This window comes from Gaiella sp. (genome assembly GCF_057140465.1).
In genome coordinates, this window is record NZ_DBNHWK010000015.1 from 61,032 (window position 1) to 76,007 (window position 14,976).

The 14,976-nt window shown below is 72.0% G+C and carries 15 protein-coding genes; 10 read left to right on the forward strand and 5 right to left on the reverse strand.

The window, feature by feature from the left end:
• Nucleotides 1-37: 37 nt before the first annotated feature.
• From AC162C_RS01820 to AC162C_RS01835, 4 genes are read left to right on the forward strand one after another with little or no spacing between them, the layout of a single operon-like run.
• Nucleotides 38-1,492 carry an FAD-linked oxidase C-terminal domain-containing protein gene (locus tag AC162C_RS01820; RefSeq protein WP_484096055.1) on the forward strand — a complete coding sequence of 485 codons (1,455 nt, stop codon included), beginning with the start codon at nt 38-40 and terminating at the stop codon, nt 1,490-1,492.
• Nucleotides 1,476-2,390, forward strand: coding sequence for an FAD-binding oxidoreductase (locus AC162C_RS01825; RefSeq protein ID WP_484096056.1), 915 nt, complete (start codon nt 1,476-1,478; stop codon nt 2,388-2,390). Before AC162C_RS01820 ends, AC162C_RS01825 begins: the two co-directional genes overlap by 17 nt.
• Before the next feature lie 2 nt (nt 2,391-2,392).
• Nucleotides 2,393-3,574, forward strand: a complete 1,182-nt coding sequence (locus AC162C_RS01830; RefSeq protein WP_484096057.1) for a (Fe-S)-binding protein — start codon at nt 2,393-2,395, stop codon at nt 3,572-3,574.
• Nucleotides 3,575-3,616: 42 nt separating this feature from the next.
• On the forward strand, nt 3,617-5,314 hold the full coding sequence (locus AC162C_RS01835) for an aminotransferase class V-fold PLP-dependent enzyme (RefSeq protein WP_484096058.1): 1,698 nt from the start codon (nt 3,617-3,619) through the stop codon (nt 5,312-5,314).
• A 7-nt stretch (nt 5,315-5,321) separates the two neighbouring features.
• Here AC162C_RS01835 and AC162C_RS01840 read toward each other — a convergent pair whose 3' ends face one another.
• The 3 genes from AC162C_RS01840 to AC162C_RS01850 form a co-directional block, all read right to left on the reverse strand.
• Nucleotides 5,322-6,560: an MFS transporter gene (locus AC162C_RS01840; RefSeq protein WP_484096059.1), complete on the reverse strand. Its 1,239-nt coding sequence runs from the start codon at nt 6,558-6,560 to the stop codon at nt 5,322-5,324.
• Entirely contained in the window at nt 6,557-7,855 is a 1,299-nt protein-coding gene (locus AC162C_RS01845) for a hemolysin family protein (protein ID WP_484096060.1), read from the reverse strand. Before AC162C_RS01845 ends, AC162C_RS01840 begins: the two co-directional genes overlap by 4 nt.
• Nucleotides 7,856-7,947: 92 nt before the next feature.
• Nucleotides 7,948-8,880 (reverse strand): MBL fold metallo-hydrolase, encoded by a 933-nt coding sequence (locus AC162C_RS01850; protein ID WP_484096061.1) that lies wholly within the window; start codon nt 8,878-8,880, stop codon nt 7,948-7,950.
• 149 nt (nt 8,881-9,029) lie between these two features.
• On the opposite strand from AC162C_RS01850, the gene AC162C_RS01855 reads away from it, so the two are divergent.
• The 6 genes from AC162C_RS01855 to AC162C_RS01880 all read left to right on the forward strand — a co-directional run bounded on the left by AC162C_RS01855 (nt 9,030) and on the right by AC162C_RS01880 (nt 14,244).
• On the forward strand, nt 9,030-9,689 hold the full coding sequence (locus AC162C_RS01855) for a phosphoadenylyl-sulfate reductase (protein WP_462972510.1): 660 nt from the start codon (nt 9,030-9,032) through the stop codon (nt 9,687-9,689).
• On the forward strand, nt 9,686-10,606 hold the full coding sequence (gene cysD, locus AC162C_RS01860) for a sulfate adenylyltransferase subunit CysD (RefSeq protein WP_484096062.1): 921 nt from the start codon (nt 9,686-9,688) through the stop codon (nt 10,604-10,606). The genes AC162C_RS01855 and cysD overlap by 4 nt, the downstream gene beginning before the upstream one ends.
• Nucleotides 10,606-11,913: a sulfate adenylyltransferase subunit 1 gene (locus AC162C_RS01865; protein WP_484096063.1), complete on the forward strand. Its 1,308-nt coding sequence runs from the start codon at nt 10,606-10,608 to the stop codon at nt 11,911-11,913. Before cysD ends, AC162C_RS01865 begins: the two co-directional genes overlap by 1 nt.
• A 118-nt stretch (nt 11,914-12,031) precedes the next feature.
• The gene (locus AC162C_RS01870; protein WP_484096064.1) at nt 12,032-12,922 is read left to right on the forward strand and encodes a radical SAM protein; all 891 of its coding nucleotides are present in this window, start codon (nt 12,032-12,034) and stop codon (nt 12,920-12,922) included.
• A 45-nt stretch (nt 12,923-12,967) separates the two neighbouring features.
• Nucleotides 12,968-13,597 (forward strand): response regulator, encoded by a 630-nt coding sequence (locus AC162C_RS01875; RefSeq protein ID WP_462972514.1) that lies wholly within the window; start codon nt 12,968-12,970, stop codon nt 13,595-13,597.
• Nucleotides 13,594-14,244: a sensor histidine kinase gene (locus AC162C_RS01880; protein WP_484096065.1), complete on the forward strand. Its 651-nt coding sequence runs from the start codon at nt 13,594-13,596 to the stop codon at nt 14,242-14,244. The genes AC162C_RS01875 and AC162C_RS01880 overlap by 4 nt, the downstream gene beginning before the upstream one ends.
• Before the next feature lie 26 nt (nt 14,245-14,270).
• On the opposite strand, the gene AC162C_RS01885 is transcribed toward AC162C_RS01880, so the two are convergent.
• A complete protein-coding gene (locus AC162C_RS01885) occupies nt 14,271-14,573 on the reverse strand; it encodes a 4Fe-4S dicluster domain-containing protein (protein WP_462972516.1) in 303 nt (100 codons plus the stop codon).
• Between the two features lie 40 nt (nt 14,574-14,613).
• Entirely contained in the window at nt 14,614-14,931 is a 318-nt protein-coding gene (locus AC162C_RS01890) for a PleD family two-component system response regulator (protein WP_484096066.1), read from the reverse strand.
• Nucleotides 14,932-14,976 lie beyond the last annotated feature (45 nt).

Consider the following 14,976-nt stretch of genomic DNA (forward strand, 5'->3'; position numbering starts at 1 on the left):
AATCGATCATCGATCGGACGCGAGTAGACTCGAGCGCATGAGCCTCCCCCCCACGTTCGTGCCGGAGCTCGAGTCGCTGGTGGGGGCGGAGCACGTGATCAGCGATCCGGAGCAGGTGCGCGTCTACGACTGCGACGGTCTCACGGGATGGCGTGCGACGCCGGCTGCGGTCGTCCTCCCGCGGTCGACGGACGAGGTGCAGGCGGTCGTGCGCGCGTGTGCCCGCGACCACGTCCCCTTCGTGGCGCGAGGAGCCGGTACGGGGCTCTCGGGCGGCGCGCTCCCCGTCGCCGAGGGCATCGTGATCGCTCTCACCCGGATGAACGATGTCCTCGAGGTCGATCTCGACTCCCAACGTGTCGTCGTCCAGCCGGGCGTCACCAACCTCGAGGTGACGGCGGCCGTGGAAGCGGACGGACTCTTCTACGCTCCCGACCCTTCGAGCCAGCAGGTGTGCACGATCGGGGGCAACGTCGCCGAGAACTCCGGCGGGGCGCACTGTCTCAAGAACGGGTTCACGGTCAACCATGTGACCGGGCTGACGCTCGTCCTGCCCGACGGGGACGTCGTCTCGCTCGGCGGCAAGGCGCTCGACGAGGACGGGCCCGACGTGCTCGGTCTCGTCGTCGGGTCCGAGGGCACGCTCGGCATCGTCACCGAGATCACGTTGCGCGTCGTCCGGGCGCCCGAGACGGTGACGACGATGCTGGCCGCCTTCCGCTCCCTCGACGCCGCGGGCGAGGCGTGCTCGAGCGTGATCGCAGCCGGGATCACGCCCGCGGCGATCGAGATGATGGACCGGCTCACGATCGAGGCCGCCGAGCAGGCGTTCCATCCCGGCTACCCCGAGGGTGCGAACGCGGTCCTCCTCGTCGAGCTCGACGGCGCCACCGCCCAGGTCGAGCACGATGCGCACGCCGTCGACGAGCTCTGCAGGTCCCTCGGGGCGTTCGAGGTGCGCATCGCGCGGGACGCGGAGGAGCGGCGGCTGCTCTGGCTCGGGCGCAAGGGCGCGTTCCCCGCGATGGGGAGGATCTCGCCCGACTACTACGTCCAGGACGGCGTCGTCCCCCGCACGCGCCTGCCCGAGGTGCTGCGCCGGATCGAGGAGCTGTCCGCCGAGCGCGGCCTGCGCGTCGGCAACGTCTTCCACGCCGGCGACGGGAACCTCCACCCGCTCGTCCTCTACGACGCCGCAGCCGGCGAGACCGAGCGTGCGAAGGCGCTCGCCGACGAGATCCTCGAGGCGTGCCTCGACGCCGGCGGCTCGCTCACGGGCGAGCACGGGATCGGCGTGGACAAGGCGTGCGCGATGCCCGGGATGTTCTCCGAGCGCGACCTCGAGGTCTTCGCGCGGATCCGTGCCGCGTTCGACCCTCTCGGGCTCGCCAATCCCGGAAAGGTGCTTCCGACGCCGCGCCTCTGCGGCGAGGTGCCGGGACCGTACCGCCGGCACGCGATCGAGAGGATGGGGCTTGGCGAGCGCTTCTGAGGCGCTGCGGCCGACGAGCGTCGAGGAGGCGAGCGCCCTGCTCGCCGAGGCGACGACGACCGGCCGGCGCGTGCGGATCGGGGAGAGCCTCGTCACGGACGGCCTCGCACGCGTGCTCCAGCACGAGGCCGGCGACCTCACGTGCACGGTCGAAGCGGGGATCCGCCTCTCGCAGCTCCGAGCACTGCTCGACCCGAACGGACAGCGCCTCTCGCTCGATCCTCCCGGCGACCCCACGATCGGCGCCTGCCTCGCCGGCAACCTCTCCGGCCCCCTGCGGCACCGGTTCGGCGCTCCGCGTGACCTCGTGCTCGGGGTGACGCTCGTGCTCGGCGACGGGACGATCGCCAATGCCGGGGGCACGGTCGTCAAGAACGTCGCCGGGTACGACCTGGGAAAGCTCGTGTGCGGCTCACGCGGCCGGCTCGCCTTGATCGCCCGCGTCTCGCTGCGACTGCACCCCGTCCCCCCGGCCGCGGCGACGCTCGTCGTCGACACCGACGACACCGCATCGGTCGTCCGGGCGCTCCTGCGCTCCCGGCTCCAGCCGAGTGCGCTCGACGTCCTCCATCCCGGCCGGGTCGCCCTGCTCTTCGAGGGCGTCGACCTCGCGGTCGCGCAGCAGCTTGCGCTGGCCCGCGAGCTCGTCGGCGGCGACGAGGCGGCCGACGACGTCTGGCACGAGTCACGCGAGCGCCAGGGCCGTGCGCTCGGCCGGCTCCGGTTCGCGCCGCGCGACCTCGCCAACACGCTCTCGACCGTGCGCGAGGCGATCGTCCGCCCGGCGGCGGGGGTCGCCTACGTCCCGCAGCGGGTCGGCGGCGTCCACCCGGCGGGCACGAGGCGACTGCACGCCGCGATCAAAGACGCTCTCGATCCCGGCGGAGTCCTGGCCTGACGGTGATCAGAGAGCGCCTCGCCGACTGCGTCCACTGCGGGTTCTGCCTGCCGAGCTGCCCCACCTACGTCCTCTGGCAGGAGGAGATGGACTCACCCCGTGGCCGCATCCAGCTGATGGAGAAGACGCTCGATGGGACCGTGACGCTCTCGCCGAGCGTCGTCACGCACTTCGACCGGTGCCTCGGCTGCATGGCGTGCCTCTCGTCGTGCCCGTCCGGCGTGCACTACGACGAGCTGATCGAGGCCACGCGCGCCACGATCGAGGAGTCGGTCGCCCGACCACGCGGCGAGCGCCTGCAACGTGGCGTGATCTTCGCGACGCTGCCCCACCCCCGCCGAATGGCCGTTGCGCTCCGTCTCGCCCGAATCGGCCGGGCGCTTCCCACGCCCGGGTGGCTGCGGCCGCTGCTCGAGGCCGCCCCGCCCTGGCGCCCGCGGGAGCAGGCACCGGCGGAGCTCCCGGCGGTCGGCACCGCGCGCGGTCGCGTCGCGATGCTCACCGGGTGCGCACAGCGGGTGCTCTTCGGCGACGTCAACGCGGCCACCGCCCGGGTGCTCGCGGCCACGGGCCACGACGTCGTGGCGCCGCGACAGGGATGCTGCGGCGCGTTGTCCGCGCACGCGGGCCGGGCGGCCGAGGCGCACCGCTTCACCGAGCGCCTGCGGTCGGCGCTCGCGGGCGTGGACACGATCGTCGTGAACGCGGCGGGATGCGGATCGCATCTGAAGGAGCACGGGCTCCCCGCGATCGACGTCACCGAGGCCCTCGCCGACGCGCCGCTGCCCGAGCTGCACGCCCTCGAGCTGCGGGTCGCCTACCAGGACTCCTGCCACCTCCGGCACGCGCAGCGGCTTCCCGCTGCCTGGCGGCCCGTGCTGGAGCGCATCCCCGGCCTCGAGATCGTCGAGCCGGCGGAGCAGGACGTCTGCTGCGGCTCGGCCGGGATCTACAACGTGACCCAGCCCGCGGCGGCACGGGCGCTCGGCGACCGCAAGGCCGCGCACGTGCTCGCGACGGGTGCGGACGCGCTCGTGAGCGCGAACCCCGGCTGCCTCGTACAGGTCGCCCAGGCGCTGGGACGGGCGCGACACCCCCTTCCCGCCCTCCACCCGGTCGAGCTCCTGGACGCCGCGATCCGCGGCGTCGACGCGCAGGCGCTCGTCGCCGACGCACGGCGCTGAGGACCGGCCGCCGACCTCGCCTGCGGCGGTACCCTCACCGCGATGACGCTGCCCGAGCCCCCGATCCTCCAACGCATCCGCGAGTCCGTGATCGGCGACGACCAGGTGATGGTCGGGCCGTTCGGCCCCCGGCGGGTGACCTACGCCGACTACACGGCGAGCGGTCGGGCTCTCGCGTTCATCGAGGACCTGATCCGCAACGAGGTCCTGCCCCGCTACGCGAACACGCACACCGAGTCGTCGGGCACGGGCCTCCAGACGACCCGGCTCCGCGAGGACGCGCGGCGCATCGTCCACGAGGCGGTCGGCGGTGACGAGAGCACCTGCGTCATCTTCTGCGGCTCGGGAGCCACCGGCGCGGTCGACAAGCTGATCGGGATCCTCGGCCTGCGGATCCCCTCCGCCCTCGAGGACCGCCACGGGCTCGCCTCGACGATCCCGCCCGACCAACGCCCCGTCGTCTTCGTCGGCCCCTTCGAGCACCACTCGAACGAGCTTCCCTGGCGGGAGACGATCGCCGACGTCGTCGAGATCCCGGAGGACGACGACGGCCACGTCGACCTCGGCGCACTGGAGGCCGAGCTCGAGCGGCATGCCGGGCGGCCGCTGAAGATCGGCTCCTTCTCCGCCGCCTCGAACGTGACGGGGATCCTCTCCAACACGTGCGCGATCGCCGACCTCCTGCACCGGCACGGAGCGCTCTCGTTCTGGGACTTCGCCGCCGCCGCGCCGTACGTCGCGATCGAGATGAGCCCACGCTGCGAGCACCACGCGCTTCCGCACAAGGACGCCGTCTTCCTGAGCCCCCACAAGTTCGTCGGCGGGCCCGGGACACCCGGCGTGCTCGTCGTCCGCCGCGAGCTCCTCTCGAACCGCGTGCCGGACGTCGTCGGCGGAGGCACCGTCGCGTACGTGAACCCGACGGATCACCGGTACCTCGACGACCCGGTACACCGCGAGGAGGGTGGGACGCCCGCAATCGTCGAGTCGATCCGGGCCGGGCTCGTCTTCCAGCTGAAGGCCGCCGTCGGGGTGGACGTGATCCACGCGCTCGAGGAGGACTTCTGGCGGCGCGCGGTCGATCGCTGGCGACGGAACCCGGGACTGGAGCTCCTGGGGAACCTCGACGCCGAGCGGCTGTCGATCGTCTCCTTCGTCGTCCGTCGGCCCGGCGGCCGCTACCTGCACCACAACTTCGTCGTCGCGGTGCTGAACGACCTCTTCGGGATCCAGGCCCGCGGGGGCTGCTCCTGCGCCGGCCCGTACGGGCACCGGCTGTTGGGAATCGACATCGAGCGCTCGCACGAGTTCGAGCGCGAGATCGCCCGGGGCTGCGAAGGGATCAAGCCCGGATGGACACGCGTCTCGTTCAACTACTTCATCTCGGAGGCCGTGTTCCGCTACCTCGTGGAGGCGGTCGACCTCGTCGCCCGCGACGGCTGGCGCCTGCTCCCCCTGTACCGCTTCGACCCCGTCACCGGCCTCTGGCGGCACCGCGACGGGCCGGTCGAGCCCCCGCTCCGCCTGACGGATGTCACGTACGACCCCTCCACCGGCGCCCTGCTCGTTCCCGACCTTCCACACGACCGCGCGCCGGAGTCGGCCCTCGAGGGCTACCTGGAGGAGGCGCGCGGGATCCTCGCCGCCGCGGAGTGGGACGGCGACCCCGACGCCCCGGTGATGGGAGAGGACTTCGAGCACCTGCGCTGGTTCGAGCTGCCGGCCGCGTGCGTCGCCTGAGAGGCCCCTACGGGGGTGCGGGCGCAGGCTTCAGCTCGTCGAGGCGGTCGACCCGGGCCAGCGCCGGGAAGAGACGGGTCCAGAGCAGGACGATCGCCACCGTCGCCGCCCCGCCGATCACGACCGCGGGGACGGCGCCGAGCAGAGCGGCGGCGACGCCCGACTCGAACGCGCCGAGTTCGTTCGAGCCGCTGATGAAGACCATCTCGACGGCGTTCACGCGACCGCGCAGAGGATCGGGCGTCACCAGCGGAAGAATGGTGGCGCGCAGGACGACACTGACCATGTCGAACGCCCCGGCGGCTGCGAGCGAGAGGAGCGACAGCCACATCGCACGCGAGAGCCCGAAGACGACCATCGACGCCCCGAAGCCGGCAACGACCACGAGCAGCGTCGGGCCGACCCGGCGGCCGATCGGACGCCGGGAGAGGAGCGCGCCCGCCACGATCGCGCCGGCGGCGGGCGCGCTGCGCAGGAGGCCGAGACCGACCGGCCCCACGTGGAGGATGTCCTTCGCGAACACGGGCGCCAGGGCCACCGCCCCACCGAGCAACACCGCGAAGAGGTCGAGCGAGATCGCTCCGAACAGCACCGGCGTGCGCCTGATCAGACGCACGCCGGCGAGCAGGCTGCCGAGCGTGATGCGGTCGGGCACGAACGGGTCCCGGTATCGCTCGCGCACGAATGCGATGCAGGCGGCCGCACCGAGCGACAGCCCGGCCGCGACGCCGTAGACGAGCTCGGCGGACACCGAGAAGAGCAGACCGCCGAGCGCGGGGCCGGCCACGATCGCCAGCTGCCAGCCGGTCGAGTTGAGCGCCATCGCCGACGGCAGGGACTCCGCCGGGATCAGCGTGGGCGTCATCGCCCGCGACGCGGGCGCCCCCAGGCCCGAGGCGACGCCCGTGCAGACGGCGAGCGCGAAGTACGGCGACGCGGAGGACGGCTCCGCGGACGTCAGCCAGAGCAGTGCGAGCGCGACCGCGGCGTCGATGCCGAGCATCAGGCCGACGAGTGCGCGCCGCGGCAGCCGATCGGCCATCTGCCCCGCCGGGAGTGCCAGCACGAGCAGGGGCAGGAACTCCGCGAGGCCGATCAGGCCGAGATCGAGCGGGTCGCCCGTGATCTCGTACACCTGCCACCCGATCGCGACCTGCATCATCGTCATCGCGACGGCCTCGAGGCCGACGGCGAGCCAGAAGAAGCGGAAGTCGCGGTGCTCGAAGGCGCCGCGTCGGCGGCTCACGCAGCTTCGGGCTCGCCGGGCTCGGAGCTGTCGGGCGGGAACTGGATCTCGATACGGCGGATGCGCGTCCCGGTGGTCTCGAGCACCGTGAACCGCAGGCCCTCGGCGACGACCTCGTCGCCGGGCTCGGCGGCCCGCCCGAGGTGGTCGAAGACGTAGCCGGCGACGGTGTGGTAGTCCTCCTGCGCGAGCTCCGTGCCGAATTCCTCGTTGAAGTCGTCGAGCGTGTACGTGCCGCCGATCCTGATCGTCCGATCGTCGACGCGCTCGATCGACGTGTCGGGCAGGTCGAACTCGTCCTCGATGTCGCCGACGATCTCCTCGAGCAGGTCCTCGAGGGTGACGATGCCCATCGTCGAGCCGTACTCGTCGACGACGACCGCCATGTGCTGGTTCGTGCGGCGGAACTCCGCGAGCAACGCGGCGAGGTCCTTCGTCTCCGGGACGACGTACGCGGGCCGCAAGAGCTCCTCGAGCCGCACCTCGGCGATGCCCCGCTCCTGGAGCGCCGCGACCAGGGCGCGGACGTGGAGCACGCCGAGGATGTCGTCGAGCGACTCGCGGTACACGGGGTAGCGCGTGTACGGCGAGTCGAGGACCGCGCGGAGCGCCTCCTCCGGCGGCAGGTCGACGGTGAGCGCGACGACGTCGGGCCGGGGGACCATCACGTCGGACGCCTCCTTCTCGGCGAAGTCGAAGACCTTGTAGAGCATCTCCTCCTCCGCCGTCTCGATCTCGCCGACGTCCTCGGCGACGGCGACGGACTGGCGGATGTCCTCGCGGGTGAAGGCGATCATGCCGGCCGGCGCCGGCTTCACGCGGAGCAATCGGAGCACGGCGTTCGCGGACACCTGGAGCAGCCAGACGATCGGGTGCAGGGTCCGGGCCAGCACGTCGAGGGGGACGGCGAGCACGATCGCGATCGCCTCCGCCTTCTGGAGCGCGACCGCCTTGGGGACGAGCTCGCCGAGCGTCACGGACAGGTACGTGAGGAGCACGAACGCGATCGCGAACGCAACCCCGCGCGGGAGCCAGTGGATCATCCCCGAGATGAGCGGCTCGCCGATGGCACCGAGGGCGATCCCGAAGACGGTGATCGCGACCTGGACGGTGGAGATGAAGCGCACGGGGTCGTCCATCAGCCGGAGCGCCGTGCGGGCGGGGCGACTGCCCCCCTCGGCACGGTCCTCGAGGCGGCTGCGCCGCGCGGTGACGAGGGCGTACTCGGCGGCGACGAACACGGCGTTGCCGAGCACGAGCAGGAGCACGCCGACGATGCGCCAGAGATCGCTCACGGACGGGCTCCGATGCCGGGTCCGTCTGGCACTCGAAAGGCAGACGCCCCGTTCCCCGGGGCGCCGGTACTAGGCGGTCGCTCGCCGTCCACTCACCGGGCAGTATAGGCGACGATCCCGCCGTCCTCCCGGGACGCGGCACGACCGTCGAGGACGAGCCGCTCGAGGTGCGACAGCGCCTCGGTGATCGCGAAGCGCATGTCCGACGCGGTCAGGCCGTCGCCGAAGAGGTCGGAGCACACGTCGAACGCCGTGCGCGGGCCGTCGCGGACGGCCTCGTGCGCAGCGGCGAGCCGCAGGCGATGGTGTGCGAGCAGCTCGCGCGCCCGCCGTGGCGGATCCGTGATCAGGTCGTTGTGGCCGGTGAGGACGAGCCGCGGCGCGAGCTCGATCGTCCGTGCGAGCGACGCGAAGTAGTCGCCGAGCGGGTCGGCACTGCTCGCCGGCCACAGGCCGATCGCCGGGGTGATCGGCTCGAGGAGGTGGTCACCGCCGATCAGCACGCCGTCGCGCAGGAGCGTGAGCTGGCCGTCGGCATGACCGGGAGCGGCCACGACCGTCCAGCCGGCGAGCTCGTCGCCGTCCTCGACGAAGTGCGGGTCCTCGGCGAAGTGGACGACTGCGCGTGCGAGCCCGGTCTCCCGCGCGAGCCCCTGGGCGAGCGGCTCGGGCATGCCGTGGCGGCCGAACCACTCCTCGACCGCCGCGCTGCGATCCGTGCCCCACGTCAGCGCGCACTGCTCGTAGTCCCGCCGTCCCTGGAACACGGGCGCGCCGGTCAGGTCCGCCAGGTCGGCTGCGGCGCCGACGTGGTCGGGGTGGTAGTGGGTGACGAAGATCCGCGCCACCTTCCCGTCGAGCCGATCCAGCTCCTCGGACCAGCGCGCCCGGGCATCGGGCAGCCCGAGCCCGGTGTCGACGATCGTCCAGCCGTCCACTCCCGGCAGGAGGTACGAGTGGACGTGCGTGAGGCGAAACGGCAGCGGGTGCGTCAGGCGTCGGATCCCGAACGGAAGCTCGTCCACGACGCAACCCTACTGGCCCCGAGGCACCGCCTCGACCGGCGCCGGCGGGCGACCGGGGGGCACCTCAGTTTCCGCAAGAGCACTTATCACTGTCATAAGTGTTGCTCATCATTCTCTGCTACGGTTGCCCCACTGTGGCGGACACCGGCGTGAGGACGCTCAGCGGCGGGATCGACGTCGAGGCGCTCACGGCGCACGAGGTCGTCGACCTCGTGCTGGAGCGCCTGCACCCGCGCGTCGCACTGGCCTGCTCCTTCCAGAAGGAAGGGTCGGTGCTCCTCGACATGATCCTCACGCGGGAGCCTCGTGCACGCGTGTTCACGCTCGACACGCACCTGTTGTTCCCGGAGACGTACAGGTTCTGGGCCGAGACCGAGCGCCGCTACGGCATCGAGATCGAGGTCCACTCGGGGCCGTCGCTCGGACGACAGGCGGCAACGCACGGAGACGCCCTCTGGCGCCGCGACCCGGAGCTCTGCTGCTCGATCCGCAAGGTCGCGCCGCTCGCGCGTGCGCTCGGGGGCCTCGACGGCTGGATCACCGGCGTCCGCCGCGACCAGTCGGCGACGCGCGCCGGAACGCCGAAGGTCGGCTGGGACGACCGCCACGAGCTCTGGAAGGCGAGCCCGCTCGCGGACTGGTCCGACGAAGACGTCTGGGCCTACATCCGTGAGCGCGACTTGCCGGTGAACCCGTTGCACGAGCGCGGGTACGCTTCGCTCGGATGCACGCACTGCACCCGCCCCGGTGAGGGCCGTGAGGGCCGCTGGGCCGGAACGGCGAAGACCGAGTGCGGGCTACACGTATGACCGAGCCGACAGCGCCAGTTCACCTCTCCCACCTCGACGAGCTCGAGGCCGAGGCCGTGCACATCATGCGCGAGGTCGCGGCCGAGCTCGAGCGCCCCGTGCTCCTGTTCTCGGGGGGCAAGGACTCGATCGTGCTCCTGCGCCTCGCGGAGAAGGCCTTCCGGCCGGGGCGCTTCCCCTTCCCGCTCATGCACGTCGACACGGGGCACAACTTCCCGGAGGCGATCGACTTCCGCGACCGGCGGGTCGCCGAGCTCGCGGAGCGGCTCGTCGTCGCCTCCGTCCAGGAGTCGATCGACAACGGACGGGTGGTCGAGCAGACCGGCCCCCGCGCATCGCGCAACCAGCTCCAGACCACGACGTTGCTCGACGCGATGGAGGAGCACGGCTTCGACGCGGCGATCGGAGGGGCCCGCCGCGACGAGGAGCGCTCCCGGGCGAAGGAGCGGATCTTCTCGTTCCGCGACGACTTCGGCCAGTGGGATCCGCGGGCGCAGCGCCCCGAGCTCTGGAACCTCTACAACGGCCGGATCCGCAAGGGCGAGCAGGTACGCGTGTTCCCGATCTCCAACTGGACGGAGCTCGATGTCTGGCAGTACGTCGCCCGCGAGCAGCTCGAGCTGCCGTCGATCTACTTCGCGCACGAGCGCGAGGTCTTCGAGCGCGACGGCATGCTCTACGCGGCCTCGGAGTTCGTCGAGCGCTACCCGCACGAGGTGCCGTTCACCGAGACCGTGCGCTTCCGCACCGTCGGCGACATGACCTGCACCGGCGGTGTGCGCTCGCACGCGAGCACGATCGAGACCGTGGTCGCCGAGATCGCCGCCACGCGCGTCACGGAGCGCGGCGAGACACGCGCCGACGACCGCGTCACCGAAGCGGCGATGGAGGACCGGAAGCGGGTGGGGTACTTCTGATGGCCGGGACGAACGACGTCGACCTCGCGGATCTCCTCACCGGCGACGCTGCCGAGGCCGAGCTCCTGCGCCTCGTCACGTGCGGGTCGGTCGACGACGGCAAGTCGACGCTCATCGGCCGCCTGCTCTTCGACACCAAGCAGGTGTTCGTCGACCAGTGGGAGCACATCGAGGCGACGAGCGAGCGGCGCGGCGACGGCTACGTCAACCTGGCGCTGCTCACCGATGGGCTGCGCGCGGAGCGCGAGCAGGGCATCACGATCGACGTCGCGTACCGGTCGTTCGTGACTCCGCGCCGCCGCTTCCAGCTCGCCGACGCGCCCGGTCACGTGCAGTACACGCGGAACATGGTCACCGGCACGTCGACCGCGGACGCAGCCGTCGTCCTCCTCGACGCACGCAAGGGGGTGATCGAGCAGACCCGTCGTCACACGTACATCGTCTCGACGCTCGGCACGCCGCACGTCGTGTTCGCCGTCAACAAGATGGACCTCGCCGCCTACTCCGAGGACCGGTTCCGGGCGATCGAGCAGGAGCTCCGAGAGCTCGCCGACCAGCTCGGGGCGCAGGACGTCGTCGCGATTCCGATCGCTGCGCTCCACGGCGACAACGTCGTGGACGGATCGCCGAACATGCCGTGGTGGACCGGCTCGACGCTGCTCGAGTACCTCGAGACGCTGGAGATCGCCGGCGACCGGAACCTCGAGAGTCGACGCTTCCCGGTGCAGTGGGTGATCCGTCCGATGACGGACGACCACCACGACTACCGCGCGTACGCCGGACAGGTGGCCGGTGGCGTCTGGCGCGCCGGCGACGAGGTGATCGCGCTCCCGTCCGGGCGGCGGACGCGCGTCGCGGCCGTCGAGTCCGCCGACGGCGAGCTCGACCTCGCCGTGCCGGGGATGTCGGTGGCGATCCGGCTCGAGGACGACCTCGACCTGCCGCGTGGGGACATGCTCGCCGACCCCGCCGACCAGCCGCTCCCCTCCCGGACGATCGAGGCGAAGCTCTGCTGGATGAGCGAGCAGACACTCGTCCCGCGGGCGAGGCTCGCCGTCAAGCAGACGACGCGCAGCGTCCGTGCGATCGTGGACGTGATCGCCGGCGTGGTCGACATGGACACGCTCCGGGAGCACCCCGCCGACCAGATGGTGCTGAACGACATCGGCACCGTCCGGCTGCGCCTCTCGGGGCCGCTGATGGTCGATCCGTACGTGGAGAACCGGGCCACCGGGGCGTTCATCCTCATCGACGAGGCGACGAACGACACCGTCGCCGCCGGCATGGTCGTGCGGGCCGAGCCGTAGGACGGCCGGCGCCGGCTGCGCTCGCGGTCTCCCGTCTCGTCCCCCCGCCTCTCGCCGCCGGCGCGCGGCGCCGATGTGAGCGCTCCGGCGTATCGAACGTATGTTCTATACTCCCGCGATGCGCGTCGCGTACCGGGAGGAGCCGTGCCGCACGGCGCTCAACCGCGTCAAGGGCATGCCGTTCCGCTGGTCGCTGAACCCGTACACGGGCTGCGCCCACCGCTGCACCTTCTGCTACGTGCGTGCCTTCGAGGCCCGCGCCGACCGGCCCTCGGACGACCGCTACGGCCGGTCGATCCGCGTCAAGGTCAACGTCGCGGAGGTGCTCCGCCGGGAGCTCGCCCGGAAGACGTGGCGGCGCGAGGCGGTGACGATCGGCGCGGCCACGGACCCCTACCAGCCTGCGGAGGCGCGATTCCGCGTCACCCGGGCGTGCATCGTCGAGCTCGCAGCCTCCCGCACGCCCTTCTCGCTCATCACCCGCGGGCCGCTCGTCCTCCGCGACGTCGACCTCCTCACCGAGGCCGCACGGTCGGTCGCCGTCAGCGTCCACGTCTCCCTGCCCACGCTCGACCGGCGAGTCTGGCGCGCGACCGAGCCCGGCACGGCACCCCCGGGCCGACGGCTCGACGTCGTGCGGCGGCTCAGCGACGCCGGCCTCGACGTGTCCGTCGCACTCGCACCGATCCTCCCCGGCATCACCGACGATCCGGCCCGCCTCGCAGCGACGGCGAGGGCGGCGAGAGGCGCCGGGGCGCGGGCGGTCTGGGCGGAGCTGCTCCACCTCGGGCCCGGGATCCGCGAGCACTTCCTGGCCGAGCTCGCGCGCGAGTGGCCGGAGGAGCTGGGCCGGTACGAGCGCCTGTACGCGGATCGGGACTACCTCCCCGCCGAGACACGCCGGGCCGCTCGGGATGCCGTCCGCAGGGCAGCCGCCGGTGTCTCGGCCCGTCCGCGGCCTGCGATCGCCCAGCTCCCGCAGCCGCTGCAGCTGTCACTCGCGATCTGAGCGCCGGCACCGGTGCCATCGTGCGCCGACGCTACGATCGTCCCGGTGACGGAGCCCCCCGAGATCACCGTGCTCATCGCCGACGACCACGAGGTCGTGCGCGAGGGCCTCAGGCTCTCGCTCGTCCGCTCGCCCCGCATCAGGGTCGTCGGGGAGGCGCCCGACGGCGAGTCTGCTGTCGGGCTGACAGAGCGTCGGCGACCGGACGTCGTGATCATGGACCTCCGGATGCCGCAGATGGACGGCATCGAGGCGACGGAGGAGATCCTGCGGCGCGTGCCGACGACGCGGGTGCTCATCTTCACCGCCTACTCCGAGCGCGCGCTCCTCGCACGCGGCCTCGAGTCCGGCGCGCTGGGCTACGTCCTCAAGGAGGCCCCGCACGAGACGCTGGTCCGGGCGATCGAGAAGGTCGCCGCCGGCGACACCTTCGTCGACCCGGCCTTGATCCCGTCCCTCGCCACCGGCCGCGACGGGCGCGACATCCTCACTCCCCGCGAGCGCGAGATCCTCCAGCTGCTCGCAGACGGGAACTCCAACGCCGACGTCGCAGCGAGGCTGTTCATCAGCCAGGAGACCGTGAAGAGCCACGTTCGGCACATCCTCGCGAAGCTCGAAGCCGAGACCCGCACCCAGGCGGTGGCGATCGCGCTGCGCGAGGCGATGATCGATTGACCGACCCGGGCGCCTTCGAGGAGGGCCTGCGTGCACGGCTCCGGGCCGAGCAGGACGAGCGGCGCCGGCTCGCAGAGGTCGTCCACGACGGCCCGCTCCAGCACGTCGCCGCGCTCTCGCAGATGCTCGATGCCGCGGCCGTCGCCCTCGAGCAGGGCGATGCTCCCGGCGCAGGGGCGCTGCTCGCACGTGCGCGAGCGGTCGCGCGGGAGGCATCGGCCGACCTGCGCGACCTGATCGCCGTCTTCGAGCCCGTCACTCTCTCCGAGCAGGGGTTCGCCGCGGCCGTCGAGGAGCTCGCCGGCCGCGTCGGCACCCGGCGTGGCATCGCGGTCGTGGTCGATGCGCCCGCCGGGGGCCTCCTCGGCGAGCGGGCGCGATCCGGCCTCTACCAGATCGTGCGCGAGGCGCTCGACCAGGCCGTCCGACGGGGCCCGCCGCACCACGTCTCCGTCACGTTGACACAGACGGCGACGGGCGGCGTCCAGCTCGTGATCACGGACGACGGGGCACAGGAACGGCGCCAGGCCGTGCTCGACGGTCTCGCAGAGCGCTCCGACGACCTCAACGGGACGTTCACGTACGAGCGGACGGAGTCCACGACGACGATCAGGATCGGCCTCCCCCCGTCGGCCGCGTACGTGTAGCGCCGCGCGCCTGCGGCGGCGACCTCCTACGAGATCGGCTCGTTGTGGACGTCGTGCTCCGTCGCGTAGGTATCGACGAGCGGGTTGATCTTGTCGGGGTCGGGGAACGCGTAGTTGATCTCGACGAACGCGTTCCACTTGTCCGGCAGCGCATCCTCGGGGAAGATCGCCTCGACCGGGCACTCGGGCTCGCACGCACCGCAGTCGATGCACTCCTCCGGGTCGATGATCAGCATCCGCTCGTACTCGTGGATGCAGTCGACGGGGCACACGTCGACACACGACCGATCCTTGATGTCGATACAGGGCTCGGCGATGATGTACGTCATCGCGCGCGAGCCTAGCAGGGCGAGCAGACCGTCAGGGCCGCTACCCGACCTCGTCTCCGAGGAGCGCCGCGACGAGGCCGGGAGCCTGCTTTACCAGCGCCGACTTCACGATCACCCGATCGAACCCGGCCGTGTGCGCGCGGCGCAGGCCGTGCGTGTCGGTGTGGTTCGTGTAGCCGATGATCGGGGTGTCGAGCCAGCTGTCCGCCACCTCGTCCGGATCGACCCTGGAGATGTCGCAGATCACGAGCTCGGGCGGGTCGGCGCTGTCGGAGGTGACCAGGCGATGCCCGGCGAGCAACCCCTCCAGCTTGGCCCGGAAGAAGAGATCGACCCCGACGAGCAGGATCGTCGCCACGGCCGAGACGCTACCACGGCCCCTCGACGACGCGATACTCCCGAC